Genomic DNA, 22,200 nt, shown 5'->3' with positions numbered 1-22,200 from the left:
TATATTATCATTTTAATTCATTGGTCTATTCTTTATAATCACAATATACATTCATACACAGGAGGATACAACACATGAATTCAGTTCAAAAATTGCGTTGGGGCATTCTTGGTAGCGCTAGCATTGCTGTGGAATCCGTCATTCCAGGCCTGCAGCAATCCGAGTTGAATGAAGTAACCGCGATTGCCAGTCGAGACGAAGATAAAGCCAAACAGACGGCCGAACAACTTGGGATCGACAAGGCTTATGGCAGTTATGAAGCTTTGCTCGCTGATGATTCCATTGATGCCGTATATATCCCACTGCCGAATCATCTGCATCGGGAATGGACGATCCGGGCTGCTGAAGCAGGCAAACATATTTTATGCGAAAAACCACTGGCTCTGACAGAACAGGAAGCTCAGGAGATGGTTCAAGCTTGTGCAGATGCAGGTGTGCATCTCGCGGAAGCATTCATGTACCGTCATCATCCACGTTATGAGCAGATCAGGGATATCATCGCCAGCGGTGAGATCGGTGAGATCCGTGGTATGCACAGCACATTTTCATTTAATAACTCCAATGCATCCGGCAATGTCCGCTTTCGGAAGGAGTGGGGTGGAGGTGCACTGTATGATATCGGATGTTATTCCATCAGCGTAGCACGTCTGCTACTTGGTCAGGAACCAAGTGCAGTTACCGTTATTGGCATGTTCTCCCCACAGCATGATCAGGTCGATATGATGGCTTCCGGACTGCTGGAATTCGACAATCACGTTGGCGTGACGTTTGACAGCAGCATGTGGGCAGCCTTCCGCAACACGCTCGAAGTTCTAGGTTCTGATGGCATCATTGAGGTGCCGTCGGCCTTTATCGGTCGTCAGGACCGCAGTTCCAACTTCTATGTAACGGCTGGCGGTGAACGCAAAGAGATTGAAGTTCCGCAAGTGAACCACTACGCTCTACAGGGAGATGACATAGCACGTGCCGTACTTCAGGGCAAGGATCTGCGCTTCGCCCCTTCTGATGCGGTAGCTAATATGAAAGTGCTGGAAGCTTGCCTTCGTTCAGCGGAAGAACGTACACGAATTACACTATAATTGAGAGGATGAACTGACTTATGGAATATATCGAAATTGCTGGTGCAGGCAAACGCGTCTCCCGATTGATTAAAGGAACCGATTATTTCGTGCATAGTGCTTACGATAAAGCAGCTACGAACATGGATGCTTTTCTGTCGATTGGCGGTAACACTGTAGATACAGCACATATCTATTGTGGTGGACAGAGTGAAGAAGTCCTTGGTCGTTACATGAAGGAACGTGGTAACCGCGACCAGATCGTCATTCTCACCAAAGGCGCGCATCATGACCAGAATGGACCACGTGTGAACGCTGATGCCATCCGCAGTGACCTGACGGAAAGTCTGGAGCGTCTTCAGACAGATCACGTAGAGATGTATGCCTTGCACCGGGATGATCCCAATACCCCTGTCAGTGTCATTCTTGAAGCACTGAACGAACATATTGAATCCGGTAAAATCGGCGCAATTGGCGCCTCCAACTGGACTTGGCAGCGGCTCGAGGAAGCCAATGCGTACGCTGCGGCAAATGGCCTGAAAGGCTTCACCTTCAGTAGTCCAAATCTCAGTCTCGCCAAAGCAAACGAACCGTTCTGGGAAGGCTGTGTGTCAGCAGATGCAGAGACGCTGGCATGGCATGAACAAACCAAACTACCATTGCTATCCTGGTCCTCCCAAGCGCGTGGTTTCTTCACTGGAAGATTCACACCTGAAGTTCGGGATAACGAAGATTTGGTGCGTGTATTCTACAGTGATGACAACTGGGAACGGTTGCATCGGGCTGAACAATTGGCTAATTCGAAGAAAACATCACCCATTCAGATTGCACTCGCTTATGTATTGAATCAAACGTTCCCAACCTGTGCCCTGATCGGTGCCCAGAATCAGGCGGAGCTGCTGTCCTGTGACGAAGGTTCCCGCATCACGCTGACTCCTGCTGAAATAACATGGCTGGATCTGGGCAGTGATGTACCGGCTGGCATCTAAAGAAAGTTAATCATTCTATCATTAATTTTAATGACTCTAAGGGGCTGATATTACGCGATAGCGCAAAATATCAGCCTTTTCTGTTGTGTAAAAGCGATCCACTATTGTAAACCCTATTGCACAATTACCGTATCCCTGTTCACTTTCTCCCACTTGTCTGGGAACAAATAAAGAAGGACTTACCCCAGAACACTTCTCTGAAGATAAGTCCTTTATATCATAGATTAAGCCATATAGAATGTTAGAAATTGCACTATCCTTCGTATGGATTACAGTTTAACGATCTGACCTGTTTTCTCGGATTCGAATGCTGCCAAGATCACTTGCAGGGAACGCAAGCCCTCTTCTCCAGAAATCGCTGGAGGTGTTTGGGTTACAATCGACTCTACAAATGCGTCAATTACACCACTCGGCACTTGTTTCTCGTTGGTAGCCATGGCACCAACTTTGTACGTCTCAACTGTACCATTGGTCAGTTCAACGATAACTTCATCGCCTTCCACTGTTCCGATCTTCATAACACCATTCTCGCACCACAGAACTGTACTGTTGTCTCCAGCTCTGTATTGTGTCCAGCTTGCTACTAGCGTTCCGATCGCTCCGCTCTTCATACGCAGCAAACAAGTTGCGTTATCGTCAACTTTAGTACCTTCCTTGTGCAGTGTGCTGATGAAACCAGCCACTTCAGATACTTCATCATTCAGCAGATAACGGATGAAGTCGGATTTGTGCACGCCCAGGTCGCCCATTGCGCCCATAATCGCTTCTTCTTTACGGAAGAACCAGCTTTCAGCTCCGTCCACACTCCAGCCTTCCGGACCCGGGTGACCAAATGATGTACGGAAATTAAGGACTTTACCGAGTTTGCCGGAGTCGAGAATTTCTTTTGCTTTTACGTGAGGAGGCATCAAACGCTGGTTGTGTCCAACCATCAAATACACGCCATTTTTCTTGGCAGCTTCGATCATTTGCTCGCCTTCTTCAGTGGATACTGCCATTGGTTTCTCAACCAACACATGCTTGCCTGCATTTGCAGCAGCAATCGCCATTGGCGCATGCAGATAGTTTGGTGTACACACACTAACGGCATCCACCGTTTCGTTTGCAAGCAATTCTTCGTAACTGGAGTACGCTTTACCTCCGTAAGTCTCAGCCATCTTCTCCGCACGCTCCACAATCGGATCGGCAAAAGCGACAAGTTCTACGTTCTCATTGGCAGCGTACTCTGGAATATGTCTGCGCTCGGCAATGGCTCCACAGCCGAATACAGCAACTTTAATTTTACTCATGTACATAAGTCTCCTTTGACAAATAAGATTCAGCATTTTTCATAATTCGATTCAATTCTCTCTTTGGATTATGCAAAATGCTAGATTAAAATTGGTTCAAATAGTTCTGTTTCAACCAGTTGTAGCTGTTGGATACGCTCTCAAGCGGAGGGTTCTGACATACGTCTTGTTCCACGATCAGCCATTCCACGCCTGCATTCGTAGCCCCTTCAATAACAGCTGGCAGGTCAACCGAACCTTGTCCCAATTCCAGTGTTTTCATCTGGCCCTGTTCGTCTTTGCTAAAGTCCTTCAGATGAAGCAGCGGCAAGCGACCCGCATATTTATTAATATACTCGATCGGATTTTGTCCCGCAAATTGTACCCAACATACGTCCATTTCCACTTTTACCGCTTCCGGTGATGTTTGAGCGAACATGGCATCAAAGGCATTGGCATCGCCAACCTGGCCGTGGAATTCAAAGTCATGATTATGGTAACCGAAGATCAATCCTTGTTTCGCTGCTTCAGCTCCATATTGTTGTAACTCAGCGAATAGCTTGGTCCAACCTTCTGCATTCTCAGGACGATCTTCTGGCATCAGGTAAGGGCAAATGATATATTGTGCACCAATTGTTTTCAGGTAATCGATTTGTTTCTGCAAGTCTTCGCGCATCGCATGTAGTGAAACGTGGCTGCTGAATCCTTTCAGTCCAAGTTCATCTAGTAGCGCTTTCATTTCCTCAGCTGGAATATCGCCATATCCGGCAAACTCCACACCTTCATATCCAAGGGCCGCTACCTTACGCAACGTACCACGAAAATCTGCTGCAGTTTCATCACGGAGTGTAAACAATTGCAAACCAATATTAAGTTTTTTCATGTAGGATACACCTCTGTTCTCAAATTTGCTTTCATTGCTCTATCTGGTATCATCCTAACGCAAAACAGGCTAGAATGAACATATACAATATAGTCAGAACATGAACTATCTGATCAAATTTTATTTCCATCATTTTGCATCAATTGAATGTAGCCCATTTCAACTGAAGATATTTACACTGGCACTCCGATGACAGAGCAACCTTCCGATCGCTGTTATCCCCAGATTTTTTTGATTTCCTTTTCAAAAGGATAAAATCCGGAGATAAAGGCGAGTTTATGCTTCCGATGCAGCTTTCTTTCAGAAAGCTTTTAACTTCGTTTCTTCAGGTTCTTTCTGTCCTCTCCGTTTTCGTGTAAATGTTAAGTTAAACTTATGATGTAAAAGGATGTACATATTGGGGGATTTTATTTGGATACGTTAGAGACATCTGTACTGATCTGTGACTACTCATACCACTATAAGGCGTTCACACATAATATGAGGGGCGAGTTGCAAACCTATCTGTTCCGTCTGCAGACTGAAGGCTCGTGCAAGGTGTATGTACAAGATGAAGAATTCAGGATGACGAGCGGGGACTTGCTGCTCTTAAAGCCTGGTGACGACTATCATCTCGTTGTAGATGAACCACATAAGGAAGGACGCTTGTCTAGTGGAGACTATTATCTGTTCTGCGAGGGCAGCTGGATCGAGAACTGGTGGAAACGACAGCATCGATCAACCGTGAGCCGAATTGGACTTGATGATAAACTCATCAGCCTGTGGAGAAATATGTTACTTGAGAAACGTCGCGGACCTCTTGAGGAAAATGCAGAGCTAAAGGATGCGTTACTGCGCGGATTATGTCTGTATATCGACCGGGCAATTAAAGAGAATATTCAGACCGATCGTGCAGTTTCCTCTGCGCTGAAGTTAAAACGTTTTATTGAGGAGCATGCCACGGTTACGTTCAAGCTTGATGAAGCGGCTCGTTATGCGGGCCTCAGCCTGTCACGTGCAGTCCGTTTATTTAAGGAGCACTACAATCAGACCATGATTCAATATGCGATTGAGATCCGTCTGAATGCGGCGCTGGAACGAATGAAATACAGTGAAATGACACTAGAGCATATTGCGGAATCCTGTGGTTTTGCGAGCTACTCCTATTTCCACCGGGTATTCCGGGCGCACTTCGGTGTGTCTCCGGCGGAGTATCTCAAATCCAGACAGCATGAGCCTATCGATGATCTGGAGCATGTATGATGTTCAGTATCAGAAACCCATGACCTTAAGAGGTTCATGGGTTATTTTGATACATTAAACTGTGACCAACTCTCAGTACGACTGGAAGCTAGAACGTTTTTTACATGAATGAAGTTCACTTCAATATTTTTTCATGTGACTCCCACAGAACAAGACTGTACAATTATAAAGACTGTCATCTTACCCATTCACATCTATCATAATGGAGCGATACATATGCTAACCCACCAGCGCAAAGTCCTCATCATCGAGGATGAATCAGATATTTCGCGCATTCTACGAGATTATTTAACCAAAAATCAATATGAAGCCGCCGTGGCAGCCACTGGACAAGATGGACTTCAGATTATGGAGCTTATTCAACCAGACTACATCATTCTGGATATTATGCTTCCGGACATGGACGGGATCGAGGTCTGTCGAGAGATCAGAAGGCGCAACAATATCCCCATCCTTATTCTAAGTGCCAGAGGCAGTGATACCGATAAGGTACTTGGACTTGGCTTTGGAGCAGACGACTATATGACCAAGCCCTTCTCGCTGAGCGAACTGTTAGCACGGATTAATGCCCACTTCAGGCGTTATGACAGCATGACATCCGTTGGAGACAGAACAGATCTACTGCATCTTGGAAACCTGGTGATTGATAAAAAAGCCTATAAAGTTACATTGAACGGATCGGAAGTTTCTCTGTCTGCCAAGGAATTCGAATTACTTCATTATCTGGCAAGCCATAAGAATCAGGTATTCTCCAAAGCCCAGTTGCTCGACGCCATCTGGGGATATGCAACCTACGGCGATGAAAATACCGTAACCGTATACATTCGCAGACTGCGTGAAAAAATTGAGGCAGATGCCTCGCATCCAACCGTTCTGAAGACGGTATGGGGTGTCGGTTACAAATTCAATTACGAATAAGTGAGATTGGAGGCACCCACATGTCATTGAACAGCTGGTCCAAACGCTGGTTGTTAACAACACTTGGGCTTCTCATTATTATCGTTTTAAGTATCCTTGCACTGTCGATGATGCTGTTACAAGATCGAAATTCAGGCGAATCCAATCTGTCCCTGAATCAGGTTCGACTCAAGGTCAATCCGATCTTACTCGCTTTGGAGCAAAATCATCAGCATCTTAATGAACAAAATATTCGTGAAGTCATACGTTCCACCGCCAGAGAGACCGGGGTTCTGCTTACCTATCTAAACTTGGATGGAAAAGTCATTCTGTCCTCCGACCCCACCTCTGAAGGGACGCAAGTTAATCTGCGTTCAGCTCTCCATTATGATCTGCATCATGCCACGCAGGCCGCGGACGGTAACGATACGCTTGATATTGCGTTTCCCGTGATGGACGGACCGATGGGAAGTCAGATCGGCAATGCCATCTTTTCCATCCCCCAAGCGATGGTTACGGTTCAGCAACCGATGACTTTTCCGGTTATATTGATTAGCGCACTCATGCTCCTGTCACTGGTTCTGAGCTTATTTCTATTCTGGATGAAACGAAAACTGGACAAACACCTGCTCTCTCCCATCCATCAATTGAAGCAACATGCGGAATCCATGCTTAAAGGCAATTATGAAGAAAAAATCCAGTATAACCGGAACGATGAATTGCTCGAAGTATATGCCATGTTTGATCTAATGCGCACGGAGATTAAACATATGAGCGAGCAGCGTATTCAGCAGGAACAAGCACAAAAAGAACTCATCACCAATATATCTCATGACATTAAAACACCAATTACCACGATAAAAGCATACATAGAAGCTATTGAGGAAGGACTATGCAACGATCAGGAGACGCTGATGGAATATATGGGAGTCATGCGGACCCATACGGATAAAACGGCACGCCTTGTGGAGGATCTGCTGGTTCATGCACTTCAGGAATTGGGGCAAATTTCGGTGGAACCCCGTGAAATGTACAGTGGTCCTGTACTCGATGCCATGTTGAAACCGATTGAACATGTAATACTTACAAGAGGTCTCGTCTATGACGGGCCCAAGTCCAACCACATTCCCAATGCGTTAATCGCTATCGACCCTATCCGAATTGAACAGGTGATCTCCAATCTTGTCGCCAATGCTCTCAAGCATACAGCTCCGGGAGACACGATACGTATAGCCACGGAACTGGAATCCGGGCACTTGAAAGTGACCATCGCCGATTCGGGTCAGGGCATACGTGTGCAGGATATGCCGTTTGTTTTCCAGCGTTATTTTAGAGGCCAGGTTAGCCAGGCAGACCAACGTGTGCAGGAGGGTACTGGACTGGGGCTTTCCATCTGCCAAAGCATTATTGAAGCACATGGAGGCCGTATTTCCTTCACTAGCAAAGAAGGACAAGGTACAACCTTCCGGTTCTATCTGCCGATCTGCTGAGCCCACACTCCACAGCTGTAATACTTTATTCATAATTTGATAAGGCTTCCTCAACATCCCTCCTCTAGAATGAATCCTATACTGCACTTGGGAGTGATTCGACTTGTCCAAAAAAGTGATTATCCGTGCACAGAATCTGTGCAAAACGTACAACAGCGGAAGTGAACAATATCATGCCATCCGTAATGTTGATCTCGATATCTATGAAGGGGAATTCACGGTCATCATGGGTAACTCTGGCTCTGGCAAATCAACTCTCCTATATCTGCTAAGCGGACTGGACCAGATCACTGCAGGTGAGGTCTATTTTCGTGACCAGCGGATTGACGCTTACAGTGAAAGGGAAATGTCCAACTTCCGTACCCGCCGGATTGGTTATATCTATCAGAGCATCAATCTGGTCCCAGACCTTTCCATCAAAGAGAACATTGCTTTACCGGGATATATTGCAGGAAACAAAACGAAGGACATCCAATCCCGAGCTGATGAGCTGATGAGTGCGATGGATATTAATGCACAACGTGATCGCCTCCCCTCTCAAACCTCTGGAGGACAGCAGCAGCGAGCTGCCATTGCACGGGCTTTGATCAATTCGCCGGATATCATTTTTGCGGATGAACCAACCGGAAGCTTAAATATGGAACACGGCACAGCTGTTCTCGATATCCTTACGAATCTCAACAGGAAAGGACAGTCCGTTGTTATGGTGACGCATGATATCCAGGCCGCCTGTCGAGCAGATCGCCTGATCTACATTTTGGACGGCAAGATTGGCGGAATCCTTGAGTTTGATACCTATGACGAACATCAAATTCAGGATCGTGAAGCGATTATCTTCGCTTTGGTTACGGGGAAGGAATAACAATGGTGGTCATGTTTAAACTTAGCTTGTCGTATCTGAGTAAAAATAAAGTTCAAAACCTGTTTATTACCCTGCTTATTTTGTTGTCCACACTTCTGGTGTGTACTTCCATCATCATTTTGGCTAATACGGGCAACCAGTTCAATGAGATGCACAGCCGAACCAACGGGTCGCATCAGATCTTGACGTTCGACAAAGGGCTGAATGATCCCCAAACGGTACATGACTGGTGGGCCGCCCAGAATGGTGTTCAGATCTCGACTTTACTTGCTTACCAAACTTTATCAGGCATCACCTTTGACGGCACGGATATTCCTAACATTTACCTCTATATGATGAACACCCCGCCGCCGCCTTGGGATGTAGATAAACTCGTATTTGCTGCCGGAAAAGAAAGCTCATCTCCCGCACAAGGTAGCGTATGGATTCCTACGTCCCTGGCGAATAGCCATAACATTGTTGTTGGCGATACCATTCAATTCAAAACCGGCTCAACCACGCTTGACCTCGCTGTATCAGCTGTTGTTGTTGATGTTCCTTATGGCGCACCGTTCACCAATACGGCAAGAATCTGGATGAACAGTACGGATTACCAACATGATTTTAGTACGCTTGCAGGAAAAGAGCATTACATGATGGGCATCCATTTTGACGATTACAGTATGAGTTCCAGTTACTGGAACCGTTATAAAAACGAGGCGGGTGCTCCGCTTCTGGAAACCAAAATGGAATTCGAAAGTATTTCATCCTTTTATCTGATTATTAACCAGATCGTCGGTTTCATCATGATTTTCCTAGGAGCCGTCATGATGATGATTGCACTCATCACCATTGGCTTCACCATCTCTGATGCTATTCTGGCTAACTACAAAACGATAGGTATCCTCAAGTCGCTGGGACTCACTTCCCGTGCAACGATCGGCACCTATGTCATTCAATATTCCCTGCTGTCCATCATCGCTGTTCTTCCCGGGTTTGCGCTGAGTATGTTGGTGTCTAAATTCATCATCAACATCTCTGTATCGTCCCTGCGAACAGGCAATAGTGATCTTCCGGTTGAGGGTGTTGGAGCAGCTATACTTGTAGGTTTGCTGTTATTCATCCTTGTGATTGTATTTGTTATATTTTATGCCAAAAAAGCCCGTATGATCGAGCCTGTTCAGGCCATTCGCTACGGTATGTCAGAGGATGAGAACGTAGCCATGGCAAAGCGAATGAATTCACCACTCGCAAATGTGGCCTCGTTTGGTCGACTGCCTATCTCTTTTGTAATCGGCCTACGCAGTCTAATCAGAAACAGCAAAAACTCTGTTTTAATAATATTGCTGACGTCCATAGCTGCTTCCGTGCTTGTCTTCGGATATGTTGTTCTGACCAGCATTACCGGAATCGATCAGACTGCAGCTAAATGGGGTTATGACAATGCAAACATTGCTGCTGTGGTGGTGAACAAAACAACGTTTCCCAGAGCAGAGCTGCAAAACGTGCTTGAAGAAGATCCCCGCATCCAAAATGTAGGCTGGCAAGGAAACATTACCGGAGTTATTCCCTCAGATGTTTCCTCGCGCAATCCAGCCAGTCAGTCTATTAGCCTTTACCTAGGCGTATTGGATGGAAGCTATGAGGATTTCGGCTTCGAGACGTTGAGAGGAAATAACCCTGAACGAGAAAATGAGATTTCAATCGGGGTTAGTGCTGCCAAGATGTTAAACAAGGATCTGGGAGACCTTATCGATATCTACATTGAGGGAGAAAAGCGTACGTTCATCATCTCGGGTATCTATCAAGCGATCTCCAACATGTCGGTATCCGGGAGAATCACCGTTCAAGCGGTTCGAAGTGTAAATCCGAGATACAGTGATATAGATGTTGCATTTATTAATGTCATCAATCCTTCACAAGCAGGGGCAGTTGCAGCCCAGTTAAATGAGCAGTTCAAATACTCTGCATCCATTGTCACGCAAAAAACGCTGCTGGATTCCGTTTATACAGAAGCTGCAAATATTCTCATATATCCCATGGCCCTGATCGGTCTTCTATTCATCATAGTTACGTTTATGATCATCTTCAGTACCTGCCGGATCAGCATTCGCAAAGAAAATAAGACGTACGGCATCTACAAATCGGTTGGTATGACATCCGGCAGTATTCGGTCCTCTATTACACTGGGAGTTATATTGTTATCCCTGATCGGTGCAATGTTTGGGGTTATTGCTGGCGTGTACCTTCTTCCGTTGTTGCTTGAAAAGGTGCTCTCGGGATACGGTATCGTACAAATTCCGTTGGTTCTGAATTGGTGGGGGATTATACTTTTCTCTTGTCTGAGTATCCTTGCAGCAGCTTTTGGCTCATGGAGATCATCCAAGGTGATTCGTCAGGCATCGCCGCGCATTCTTGTCATTGAATAACATGTAGAAAACAGACACTTAAACAAAAGACAATATATTTCAACAAAACTCTAAATCTGACATAGAAATAGTCCTATATACCTAGCAACAATAGATATGATAGACTTAATGGCATACTATGGTAAAGGAGTTAATTTCTTTGTACAACAAAAATAAAACGAGTAAATTGTTGAAGTGGATCGCTTGGATTAGCATCATTCTATCCATTATTGCCGGTATCCTCGTTGGGCAAAATGAGTTCAATGGCTTTCAATGGTCTTTGGCTCTCCCAGTTATGATGAACGGCATTGTAGCAGGATTATTGTTACTAGGTGTTGCGGAGATCATACGTTTGGTGCAGGATATTAAAAATGAAACGGTAGGTCCAGATTAAGTTTGAACTCGATCTTTGTTAAGGAGCTGTTTATTTTGAAATGGTTTTGTATTCGATTTTGTTTGTTGATCAGCATCCTGAGTCTAGGATTGTTGTCAGTAGACAAACCCTCAGCGTCGGCTAAAGCCAAGACCGTGCCACAGCTTGAATGGGTCAAGCAGGTCGATTCTGGCAAATGGGGGGATGGATTTACTCCGCATTACTTCAGACTGGATTCGTCCGGCAACCTAAACATTTTGGTGAGAAAGGTAGTGAACGAGGATCTCACATACGTGGAGAATATTAATGGTGAAACCGGGGACATCCGATGGTCCAAGCCAGAATCAGATTATGGTTCAACCAGCGATGGTTACATGTATACTTTTAAACCTGCTGAAACTGATGACTATGAAAGAAGATTTGATGATATTATTACGTTCTCGGATCTGACAACCGGTAAACCGATATGGTCCTCAATAAACCCCTACTTTCATGAAGGTCAGTCCTCAAATTCCACCAAAAACGGAACAGTTTATTCTTTCACTTATCACAAACTCAAATATGTAACTCTTTATTATTATGATGAAAAGGGAAATCGAAGCAAAAAGCTTATTCTCCCCTATATGCAATACTACACAATAGAAGGCAATTTTATTTTAGGTCAACCGGGCAACAAAAGTCCGTATACTCATGTTTTTGATCTTTCTACAGGTAAGAAGCTGACGGTGCTGACCAATGAAACAACCTTGCCCTACGGGAATAGGGTTACGGACGATGGAACCCTAATAACCCGGAAATTTATCAATAACCGTGAACTTGAGTTGAGGGCATACTCGCCTACGGGAGCTTTGAAATGGAAGTATGATTTTTCTTTTAAAAAGGGGCCTCCCGAGATATTTATCATCCATGATCGTGTGCTGTATCTGGAACAAACCGCAGGCAACATCATGCTTATGAATTCGGATGGAAAATTCATTACAGGAGTTAATGAAAAGCCCTTCTACATGCAAGGTGAGCCAAATAGTCCTCTAAAAATGGCAATCGATTTACAGAGTTTTATGTATATTCAATACACCGAGCAGGGAATAGAACTCGTGATTAGAGATTCAAATAATCTGAGAGAGCTCTATCGGCTGTCACAGAACGATTGGAACGATGTAAGGTTTAATCGAGATGAATTGTTCCTTAATAAGCAAAATGAACTATTTTTCATACCTTCCGACGGGCAGACAATAAGAAAGTATCAGTTACTTCCATAATCCAGAGAACATTACATAAGGAGTCTACCAATCATGAGTTTAAAACGAATCAACTATTGGCTTATAGCTAGCCTATGCTTCTTCCTTGCAATCCCATCCGAGCCAGCTCTGGCTAAAGATCTGCTGCAATTGCAATGGGGGTATGATATTACCAACGGTGGACAGAGTGCAACAAGCTCATATTCAATGAAGAGTGTTACAGATGCCATGGGGAATGAAAGTCTGCTCGTAACTAAAGTAAACAAGAATAATGATTATTATATCGACAGTGTAGATGCCAAAACAGGGGAGCTCCTTTGGTCGATTCCAACGGACAACGAGTACACACTTTCCGATGATGGATATATGTTTATTTTTCACGATAATCAAGTGAGTGCCAAGCATATAGCCACAGGTGAAATCCGTTGGACAGCACCTTTGCCCGGCACGCAAGAAGATTTTTTGAGAAACGGGGCTGAGTTAGCCTATCCAGGAGAAAATGGAAGTTTATATGTGGTTATGCACGCTGACGATTCAAAAAGTAGTACACTCTATTATTACGATACAAAAGGAACTTTAATCCAAAAGTTCAAAGTTCCATATTTAATTGAACAGATTACAGGAAATGTGATCATCGGCAAAAAATTTAGTGATCATCCCGATTTCTACATGAGCAGCCTGACCACGGGAAAAAAAATAAAAACGATTGCTGGCGGAAAAGGGTATAACCAGATTATGAGTGTATCTGATGATACGTTGTTGCATTATAGTATTCACAAAAAAACTATGACGCTAAAAGCATACAACAGTGCGGGGAAAATCAGATGGACAAAAGAACTTCCTTATATTGATTATTCAACAGAAATTGTTGCATTGAAGGATCGTTTTTTGTTTGTGGATGCTAAAAATAAACGAATTAAATTATATTCATCTGCGGGTAAGTTAATCGCTGAGAAGGCATATCTGCCGATACCAACCACCTATAACAGCTATTGGATGCCTCTTCATATGGCAATTGATGGTACAAGTTTTATGTTTACAGCTAAAAAGAATGGCAATGAAGAACTTGTTATTATGGACACAAGCAATCTGAAGGTTTTGTTCACCTACAAGAAAGGCGAATTTGATCTTGAAAAGGAATTTCTATTTTTAAATAACACAACGGGTCTGTACATCCTAAGCGACGAAGGTCGGACTTTAGTTAGCACTCAGTTAATTAAATAGCTTAATCAGAAGTATCAGAAGAGGAAAGTTCTCATGTTGATGTTAACGCTAAATCACCATGAAGAAGCCCCCACCAATCCAGTAATGGATCGTGAGGGCTTCTTCATATTTGGTTGTATCTCTAGCTTTTCGGGGTACAACTCTACATCAAGTCTTTTAATTCCGCCACTTCTTCGCAAGTTCGCCAATCTGATGTGGCGTAGTTCGGCAGCAGCCACCAATAATTTTTGCGCCCGCAGCAACCCACTGTTCCGAAGCATCACTCATACTGCCACATATACCCTGTCCACTCCACGTCTTCGTTGCTGCATCGTATACTTCTCCCGAGTTCGGATACACAATAACAGGTTTATAGCTGGTACGGCTCAAAATACCCACTGCTTCCGTCACCACTTCCATCGGAGCACAGTTCAGGCCAATCGCCGCAACCTGCGGCTCGGAGCCAAACGTCTGTGCACATACCTCAAGCAGTGTGCCTTCGCTGATGCTTGTCCCGTCCTTTAAAGAAAAAGATAACCAGGCATACGCATGAGGAAACTCCTTCAGTAAATCAACCAGCACCTGTGCTTCCTGCAAGGAAGGAATCGTCTCAAACGCCAGAATATCAGCACCCGCTTCAATCAGCGCCGCCATACGCGGACGGTGAAATGCGGCAAGCGTCTCATCCGACACGCCGTAATGACCGACATACTCTGAACCGTCCGCCAGATAAGCGCCGTACGGACCAACGGACCCGGCAATAATTGGACGTGGACGAAGACAATTTCCTTCGCGATCCCCTGTACGATCTGTTATATACTCCTCATTCTCCACCGTCTCAGCACGTACCGAAGAAGCTTCTACAAGCTGACTTGTCGAGCTTTCTCTCCCTACTAGTCTACTCTGCACTTCTGCCCACACGTCATCTCTCGCCTGTGCAGCCAGTTCCACCGTCTTGCGGATCAGCTCCAGTGCTTCCTGTTCATCGATCCCTCTCTTGCGGAAACCATCCACCGTCGCCTGATAACTGGATGTAATCGCACAGTCGGCTCCTGCTCGAAAATAATCTGCATGGACCTGAACGATAACATCCGGATTCTCAAGTAACACACGAGCAGACCATAGTGGATCATCGAGATCACATCCATGCTGTTCGAGTTCCGTTGCCAGCGCTCCATCCAGAATCATGACCGGATGTTCACGCAGGATCCGTTCTAAGGGGTTAGTCTGTTGTGCTTGCGTCATGTACTTGTCCTCTTTTCTTATTCACACGTTCTGTCAGATAATAAGCAGCGTAACACACTGCAATAAACGGAACCCCACAATACAGCGCAATTCGCTGTGTCGGGTCAAAGGCAATACCTATGCATGAAGCCAGGCATAATATAAATGAAACAATTGGTACCACCGGATACAGTGGTGTACGGTAGACCAGATCTTTGACGGCATGTCCTTCCCGGATATATTGTCTGCGGAACATGTATTGGGAGGCACTGATACTCATCCATACCGCAACGACAGCCAGACCTGAAATGGAAACCAGTGTAATATACACGGTACCTGGCGCAATGATGCTGGACAGCAAGGCCAACGCACCACCCACCATACTAATCAGAAGTGCATTCAGCGGTACCCCGCTTTTGGTCAATTTGGCAAACCACGGAGAGATCGTTTTTTTGTCAGCCAGAGACCAGAGCATCCGTGAAGATGCATATAGGCCCGAATTGGCAGCAGAGAGAATCGCCGTCAGAATAACAAAGTTCATAATGTCTGCTGCATAGGGTACACCCACCCGCTCCATTACCGCTACAAACGGACTTTCCAGTACACTGGCATCCGACATGGGCAACAAGGCCGACAAGATAATAATCGTTCCGATGAAGAAAATAACCAAACGCCACAGCGTTGTATGAATAGCTTTCGGTATCGTCTTTTCCGGGTTCTCCGTCTCACCGGCGGCAATGCCGATTAACTCGGTGCCTGAGAAGGCAAAGTTTACAGCAAGCATGGTCATCAATATGGCTGTAGCCCCATGAGGGAACCACCCGGATGCGGTAATATTCGATAGAAATGGAGCCGGTTCAGAATCCGCCATGGGAATGAACCCAAACATGGCTGCGCCACCGATAATAATGAAGATTACGATAGTCACTACTTTTACAGATGAGAACCAGAACTCGGATTCCGCAAATAATTTCACCGTTAATGCATTAAACAGAAAGATCATCAGTGCAAAGAGCGCACTCCATATCCATACGTTCACCGATGGGAACCAGCGCTGCATCAGCAATCCAGCGGCTGTGAATTCGGAGCCAAGCGCAACAGTCCAGGTTAACCAGTATAACCAAGCCACCGTGTAGCCTGTTGCCGGTCCGATATATTTGGTTGCATAACTATGAAATGCTCCCGTCTCTGGCATATGAACAGACAGTTCACCAAGACAGAGCATCACCAGATATACAACGATGGCTCCGATTAGATAGGACAGAATGGTTCCCAGTGGTCCCGCCTGCTGAATGGTGTAACCTGAGCTGAGGAATAGTCCCGTTCCAATGACTCCTCCGAGAGAGAGCATGACCACATGCCGTGCCTGCATTTTCCGCTGAAAATGCCCTTTGTCGTTGTTGTTTTCCATACCTGTTGCTCCCCTACTTCTTCATCCAGAAAAAACAAAAAAGACCCACTCTGCCTAAAGAGTGCGCCGTTACTGACAAATAAAAACAAACGCTCCTATCTATCAGGCTTTCACCCGCTGGAATTAGCACAGTATCCTTCAGATCTGTTGCTGAGGTTTCTAAGGGCCAGTCCCTCCACCTCTCTGGATAAGAAAATGATTTTTTACTAATATAGCGATCTATCATGAATGTGTCAACATTTAAATCATAAATGATAAAACACATCGCTATTCGGTGGAAGAGCCCGGATTGGTAATGGTAATCTTCACATCGTACGTGATTGGCACGGTACTAAAAATGTTGTCCCAATCATCTTTGACTTTCTTCCATGTTTTGGGTTCTTTAATACGCAAGCTGTCCCGAAAATCCGCAACATCAACTTTGTAAGTATGCTGTAGCTTGTATAACACCTGACGAATCTGTTGTTCCGCCAGATCTGAGAATTCTTTTTCCAGTTCCCTGCGATAAGCCCCTTTTTCCTCTCGTTCGGGAGCACGCCAATCCTCCATTAACCAGCCTTCGGATTCGGTCTTTACATGGAATGAAATATCATTGCCAACAACCTTGGGAATTATTTTTGTTTTCTTCTTTTTCATTTCATATACAACAGTAAATCCCTCTTTGTTGTAAGTCTTCAAGACGCCTCCTTTTTCTTTAGGCTTGATCCACGATAAACCTTCCAGATCCGTTTGACTCAGTTCTCCAATAAACTTAGTTGTTTTCCCATCGAATATGCTGCCACCTGAGAACTTGCCCTCTCCATTGGAGTACAGTACATTCTGGAGCAAGAAACTGGAACCAGATTGCATTTGGGCATCTAATTTGGAGAGCAAAACAGGGTCCAGGATTTTGTTGGACAAGTACGAATTACCGGTAATTCCTGTTAGATAAAATGCTGGAATCCGGGAGGGATCATCCGAAGTCAGGACATCCACGGCACGATGATGACTTATCAGCACCAGACAATTTGGACGAATATCGTTATCCCGAAGTACAAAATCCAGCAGCTGGTCCAGACCATACTTTTTGGCAATATCCTTGGAGACAACGATAACCTTCAGATGATGTCCGATAAGTGGACGATCTCGCCTTAGTGCAAACTGACGAAAGATTTGCAGCAAGGAATCTCCAGTAAGCTGTTCATTGGAATAGGACGTCTTTCCCGAAGCAGGTGAACCGGATTGTCCGCTCTGTTTACTGTTGGAACTGCCCGGGGCAATCTGCACCGTAGCCGTTATATAATTATTCTTTGGATACCTTCCTCCCTGAGCAGCGATGTCCTTCTCAAATTCTGTTTCTTTAGCGATATCGATCCCGAGACCAACATAGACACTTAGTTCCTCGATCTCTCTACTGCTCCAGCATCCGGATATTACCAGAAGGACGGACAAAGCAAAGGCTACACGTAAAAGCATAAAAAAACGAATCATGCATGTTTGCCTCCCTTTTTGCGAATCAGACTTATTATCAGCAGCAACAGAGGTAAAATGGCAAATAGAAGCACGGATAGATTGCCCAACATATCACCCAGGGCAAAAGTTTCATCCACGGTTTTCGGCATCATTGCCGTTAGATATATCAACGGCAGAAGGGCGTACATAATGACCTTGATCTTCTTCATACGAAATAAATCCCGAATCCCTACCGAAGCACAATAGTGTGTGATCGTGAAACTCGAGAAGATCTGCATAATCCAGATGACCAGTAGCAAGGATTCAAACCGTTCAAAGATCAAACCTTGAATCTCGAAGCTTCTTACGAGATCCAGCGTGGGCCAAGTACGTGTTTTGATGCCATCGAGTGACAGACTGCCTACAACCATCACAACGGTAATCAGATAAATCATAGTCGATATGATGATGCCCCAACTCATGGCTACATTGCTCTTTTTGGGTTTTTTCATATAAGCAGTCATGACAAACATGACTTCGTACCCCGTGTAAGCCAGCAGCGAAGGTTTCAACCCTTTGAGGACTGGCATGATACCCTCGCCGAGTACCGGTCTCAGATTGCCGATCTCAAACAACTGATTACTAAGCAAGATCTCAATCACAAATATAATCAGTGTAATCGGCAAAATAATCTCAAATACGCGCAAAATGACAGCAAGTCCGCCAGAGATCAAATATATGCCAATCCACATAAACACCATCACGATAGCCCATTTTGGTGTGCGCTCGAGCAAGTACATTCCTGTCACATCAGCCATGACCTTAATTTCGAATGCGGCAATCACCATAAAATACATAATCATGGCGAATCCCAATATGTAAGCAATCCAGCTCCCCGTAATCTCACGAGTGAACTGGAACACTGTTTTCTCCGGAAATCTGCGACACAGGGTAACCAGAATAATTCCGACACCCGTAATAATCAGTCCAGATAGAATGATGGAGATCCATACATCCGGCGTTCCGACAGCTTTGCTCGTCGTCCGAGGGAGCGTCAAAATCCCTGCGCCAAGCATGTAATTGACAATAATCACGACGGCCTGTCTTGTGCTAATTTTCCCTTCGGAGCTGTTCACTTCATCTCACCTCATACCTCGTGATTTATTTCATTTATTTTTTCGGTCTTTATCTATTGGACTAGACATCTCGGGACGCTTCCTCATCATATTTAGCGGAGCACGGATAATGAAATCCTTCCATTCCCCAAAATGATAAGGTACAGCCGGTGCAACATAAGACACGCCAAAGCTCGAGAGTCTCGCGAGATGGGTACATATGAGGAGAAAGAACATAACCACGCCGAACAATCCGAGCACAGCCGCGCTAAACATGGCAGCAAATCGCAGAATTCGCAGTGTTATGCCTGCACTATAGACGGGTATTGTAAAGGAGGATATGGCGGTAACCGCAACAACGATGACCAGGAATTGGCTTATAATTCCTGCCTGTACGGCCGCCTGGCCGATAATCAGACCTCCAACAATACCCAGCGAGGGTGCAATTGGCTTAGGTAAACGAATGCCAGCCTCCCTCAATATCTCGATCGACAGTTCCATGATCAGTACTTCGATGATTGAAGGAAACGGCACTCCCGTCCGTGTTTCAATAATCGTAAGTACCAGCTTGGTTGGGATAAGTCCCGGATGAAAAGAGATAAACGAAATATATAGCGCAGGTGCCAGCAGTGCCAGCATGGCAGCCATAAAGCGCAGCATTCGCAGGAATGTTCCAGGAATCCAGCGTTCATAGTAATCCTCGGGAGATTGGAGCAACATGCTAAAAGTCACTGGCACAATTAAGACAAATGGCGTCCCATCCAATAAAATAGCCACTCGCCCTTCCAGCAAAGCACCCATTACCCGGTCAGGTCTTTCTGTATTCAGTACCTGCTGAAAAGGACTCAGCGTATTATCTTCGATGAGTTGTTCCACATAACCTGATTCCAACATCGAATCCATATCCATCTCTTCAATTCGCTTGCATACTTCAGCCACGAGATTTGGATCGGCAATATCCTGAATATAGGCTATCGCCAAATCTTTTTTGATCCGTGAACCCACTTCATACTTCTTAATAAACAGGCTCTGATCACTTCCATAACGACGCAAAATGCCTGTATTATCGCTTAATTGCTCTGTAAAACCAATACGAGGTCCACGGAGCAATCCCTCTGACAACGGTTCATTTACACCACGTGTTTTGATCTTATGAGCTCCAATTAATAGAGCTCCCGGCAATCCATCGACCAACAGTGCATTCTTGCCAAAAAGCACGCCAACTGAGACCTTTTGAAGGGACTGGGTCTCCTCAATCAGACTGACAGGTAGTAGCTGATCTTGCAGGTAGGCCGACAGTAAATGTGCATTATCCGGATGGAGGAAACCCTCCCGCTTAAGCTCTGGAACGCCCTCCAACATTAATGGTGTAATCAGGTGATCATCGATTAAATCTTGATCTACCAGGCCTTCGGTATATATGACGGCTGCCCGTGTATTCGTTCCCCTAATCGTAAATTCCCGAATATGCACGTCAGCATTTTGACCAAAGCTTTCTCTTACACTGGTCAGATCCGTATTGTACTTGCCGGTTAATTTAATATTGGCATATTGGCCTGTTTCGGTCCCTTCACCCTGCCCTTTGGCTGCTGGCGAGATATCCTTCGAGGATACGGACGATTGCTTCGAACGAGAGAAGCTTCCGCGCTTAATGGCAGCATTGATCCAGCGCGTGCTCAAGGTAATACCAATTGGAATGATGAAGACCAAGAATGCCTGGATCCATATGGACCAATCCGGCACGTAGGATACAATTGTTGACCACATGTTCCCACCCCAACATTTCTCTGCATGACAAAGCTGCAGGTATTCCCAAGTATTGTGTCCCCGTTTGATCACAATAATTCCCGTTTTTTTGTGTACAGAACAGCAAAAAAAAGCGGTTCCTGTATTAGGAACCACTATTTGCTCTATAATTATACGATTCTGGTCACATGCTCCGCTTTGGCATCCAACAAGTGAGCTGAAGCAGCAATTGCTGTAAAATCATTCAGAGCGATCTCAATCTGCTTCTGGCTCTGCTCCACATATTCTTCTACTTTTTTGGTACCGCCTGTGATATTACCAATCTCCTTTGTTATTCCGGTAACGCTATCACGAATCTCATTAATCGAACTCTCCACCATTGCGGATAGTTTCTTAACTTCCTTGGCCACGATATCGAATCCTCGCCCAAATTCTCCTGCATGTGCAGCCTCAATGGCAGCATTCAACGCGAGCAGTTGCGTCTGAGACGAAATCTCGCGTATCGTTCGTACCACGCCCTGAATCGATCCGGCTTGTTCCTGCAAATGAGTCAACGTTGCACGGTTAGTAGCCGACACCTCTGAGATATAGGAGATACTGGACATCAATTCCTGACTGCGTTCAATACCTACATCTGCCTGCCCATTTAGTTGATGAGACATCGTTTTCAGCTCATTCACTACGACCGAAATGTTGTTCTGACGGTTGGTAATGTTGGTGGCGATTTTGGAGACACCAAGTATCTTCTGATTCGTCTCATCGTACACCGGCATATATGTCGCCTCAAGCCATACGGAATTCCCCTTTGCATCCTTGCGTTCAACCTTGTCCTGGAAGCTGACACCATTAAATATGCTATTCCAAAAAGCATCATAGTCCGGGGTATTCGCAAAATGACCGAAGCAAAGTTGCTGATGCTTCATGCCGTACATCTCATCTACCGTATATCCCATCGTCTGGGCAAAGACTTCATTCACGTAGGTTACCCGGCGATCCAGATCAAATCGAATGATAGCAAGACTTTTCTCCATCGCCTTGATGACCATTGCATCGGTGACAACATCTTTCTTTTCCATATCTAATATAGACACTTGATAACCCCCACAGTTCATTCCATAATAGACAGCCTTTACTAGCAAAAAACGATCATAACAACATATGTAATCATCAGGTTCTAGATGGCTCTACTATTGATACCCGATTTGCAGCATTTTGGATCATCTGTTGTCATTTATTTTTTTCAAAGAAAAATCTGCTCCACCTCATCCGCTGACAATGGCTTGCTGTAGTAGTATCCCTGCACTTTATTGCAATCCTGTTCAGTCAAAATATATAGTTGTTCCTTCCTTTATCCGTTGAATTTGCTTGTACACAGCGACATCC

At 45.0% G+C, this 22,200-nt stretch carries 18 protein-coding genes and 1 riboswitch; of the genes, 10 read left to right on the top strand and 8 right to left on the bottom strand.

Going from position 1 to position 22,200, the window contains the following annotated elements; all coding sequences use genetic code 11:
* Positions 1–74 precede the first annotated feature (74 nt).
* Positions 75–1,079 carry a Gfo/Idh/MocA family protein gene (locus tag J2X75_RS25455; RefSeq protein WP_310341485.1) on the top strand — a complete coding sequence of 335 codons (1,005 nt, stop codon included), beginning with the start codon at positions 75–77 and terminating at the stop codon, positions 1,077–1,079.
* A gap of 20 nt (positions 1,080–1,099) precedes the next feature.
* The gene (locus tag J2X75_RS25450) at positions 1,100–2,047 is read left to right on the top strand and encodes an aldo/keto reductase (RefSeq protein WP_310341484.1); all 948 of its coding nucleotides are present in this window, start codon (positions 1,100–1,102) and stop codon (positions 2,045–2,047) included.
* Positions 2,048–2,316: 269 nt separating this feature from the next.
* Here J2X75_RS25450 and J2X75_RS25445 read toward each other — a convergent pair whose 3' ends face one another.
* Positions 2,317–3,336 (bottom strand): Gfo/Idh/MocA family protein, encoded by a 1,020-nt coding sequence (locus J2X75_RS25445; RefSeq protein ID WP_124118195.1) that lies wholly within the window; start codon positions 3,334–3,336, stop codon positions 2,317–2,319.
* Between the two features lie 85 nt (positions 3,337–3,421).
* Entirely contained in the window at positions 3,422–4,198 is a 777-nt protein-coding gene (locus J2X75_RS25440) for a sugar phosphate isomerase/epimerase family protein (protein WP_210110083.1), read from the bottom strand.
* A gap of 411 nt (positions 4,199–4,609) precedes the next feature.
* On the opposite strand from J2X75_RS25440, the gene J2X75_RS25435 reads away from it, so the two are divergent.
* From J2X75_RS25435 to J2X75_RS25400, 8 genes are all read left to right on the top strand, one after another.
* Positions 4,610–5,440, top strand: coding sequence for a helix-turn-helix domain-containing protein (locus tag J2X75_RS25435; protein ID WP_310341478.1), 831 nt, complete (start codon positions 4,610–4,612; stop codon positions 5,438–5,440).
* A 216-nt stretch (positions 5,441–5,656) separates the two neighbouring features.
* Positions 5,657–6,358, top strand: coding sequence for a response regulator transcription factor (locus J2X75_RS25430; RefSeq protein ID WP_036668131.1), 702 nt, complete (start codon positions 5,657–5,659; stop codon positions 6,356–6,358).
* 20 nt (positions 6,359–6,378) lie between these two features.
* Entirely contained in the window at positions 6,379–7,827 is a 1,449-nt protein-coding gene (locus J2X75_RS25425) for a sensor histidine kinase (RefSeq protein ID WP_310341475.1), read from the top strand.
* A gap of 103 nt (positions 7,828–7,930) precedes the next feature.
* The gene (locus J2X75_RS25420; protein WP_310341472.1) at positions 7,931–8,689 is read left to right on the top strand and encodes an ABC transporter ATP-binding protein; all 759 of its coding nucleotides are present in this window, start codon (positions 7,931–7,933) and stop codon (positions 8,687–8,689) included.
* Positions 8,690–8,691: 2 nt separating this feature from the next.
* Positions 8,692–11,097: an ABC transporter permease gene (locus J2X75_RS25415; protein ID WP_310341470.1), complete on the top strand. Its 2,406-nt coding sequence runs from the start codon at positions 8,692–8,694 to the stop codon at positions 11,095–11,097.
* 139 nt (positions 11,098–11,236) lie between these two features.
* Positions 11,237–11,470 (top strand): hypothetical protein, encoded by a 234-nt coding sequence (locus J2X75_RS25410; protein WP_310341469.1) that lies wholly within the window; start codon positions 11,237–11,239, stop codon positions 11,468–11,470.
* 35 nt (positions 11,471–11,505) lie between these two features.
* Complete coding sequence (locus J2X75_RS25405; protein ID WP_310341468.1) at positions 11,506–12,708, top strand: hypothetical protein; 1,203 nt, start codon at positions 11,506–11,508, stop codon at positions 12,706–12,708.
* Between the two features lie 33 nt (positions 12,709–12,741).
* Positions 12,742–13,911, top strand: coding sequence for an outer membrane protein assembly factor BamB family protein (locus J2X75_RS25400; protein WP_310341467.1), 1,170 nt, complete (start codon positions 12,742–12,744; stop codon positions 13,909–13,911).
* Between the two features lie 156 nt (positions 13,912–14,067).
* On the opposite strand, the gene mmuM is transcribed toward J2X75_RS25400, so the two are convergent.
* The 6 genes from mmuM to J2X75_RS25370 all read right to left on the bottom strand — a co-directional run bounded on the left by mmuM (position 14,068) and on the right by J2X75_RS25370 (position 21,908).
* Complete coding sequence (gene mmuM, locus J2X75_RS25395; RefSeq protein ID WP_310341465.1) at positions 14,068–15,135, bottom strand: homocysteine S-methyltransferase; 1,068 nt, start codon at positions 15,133–15,135, stop codon at positions 14,068–14,070.
* The gene (gene mmuP / locus J2X75_RS25390) at positions 15,113–16,525 is read right to left on the bottom strand and encodes an S-methylmethionine permease (protein ID WP_310341463.1); all 1,413 of its coding nucleotides are present in this window, start codon (positions 16,523–16,525) and stop codon (positions 15,113–15,115) included. The genes mmuM and mmuP overlap by 23 nt, the downstream gene beginning before the upstream one ends.
* 92 nt (positions 16,526–16,617) lie before the next feature.
* Positions 16,618–16,719, bottom strand: a riboswitch (SAM riboswitch).
* 73 nt (positions 16,720–16,792) lie between these two features.
* Complete coding sequence (locus tag J2X75_RS25385; protein WP_310341462.1) at positions 16,793–17,995, bottom strand: Ger(x)C family spore germination protein; 1,203 nt, start codon at positions 17,993–17,995, stop codon at positions 16,793–16,795.
* Positions 17,992–19,092 carry a GerAB/ArcD/ProY family transporter gene (locus J2X75_RS25380; RefSeq protein WP_310341460.1) on the bottom strand — a complete coding sequence of 367 codons (1,101 nt, stop codon included), beginning with the start codon at positions 19,090–19,092 and terminating at the stop codon, positions 17,992–17,994. Before J2X75_RS25380 ends, J2X75_RS25385 begins: the two co-directional genes overlap by 4 nt.
* 30 nt (positions 19,093–19,122) lie before the next feature.
* On the bottom strand, positions 19,123–20,838 hold the full coding sequence (locus J2X75_RS25375) for a spore germination protein (RefSeq protein WP_307541966.1): 1,716 nt from the start codon (positions 20,836–20,838) through the stop codon (positions 19,123–19,125).
* Between the two features lie 149 nt (positions 20,839–20,987).
* Positions 20,988–21,908, bottom strand: a complete 921-nt coding sequence (locus J2X75_RS25370; protein ID WP_310341457.1) for a methyl-accepting chemotaxis protein — start codon at positions 21,906–21,908, stop codon at positions 20,988–20,990.
* Positions 21,909–22,200 lie beyond the last annotated feature (292 nt).

It is taken from the genome of Paenibacillus sp. 2003 (genome assembly GCF_031455635.1).
In the GTDB taxonomy this organism is placed as follows: Bacteria; Bacillota; Bacilli; order Paenibacillales; family Paenibacillaceae; genus Paenibacillus; species Paenibacillus amylolyticus_B.
The sequence above is the reverse complement of the archived record's forward strand: the minus strand, read 5'-3'. Positions and strand labels throughout refer to the sequence as shown.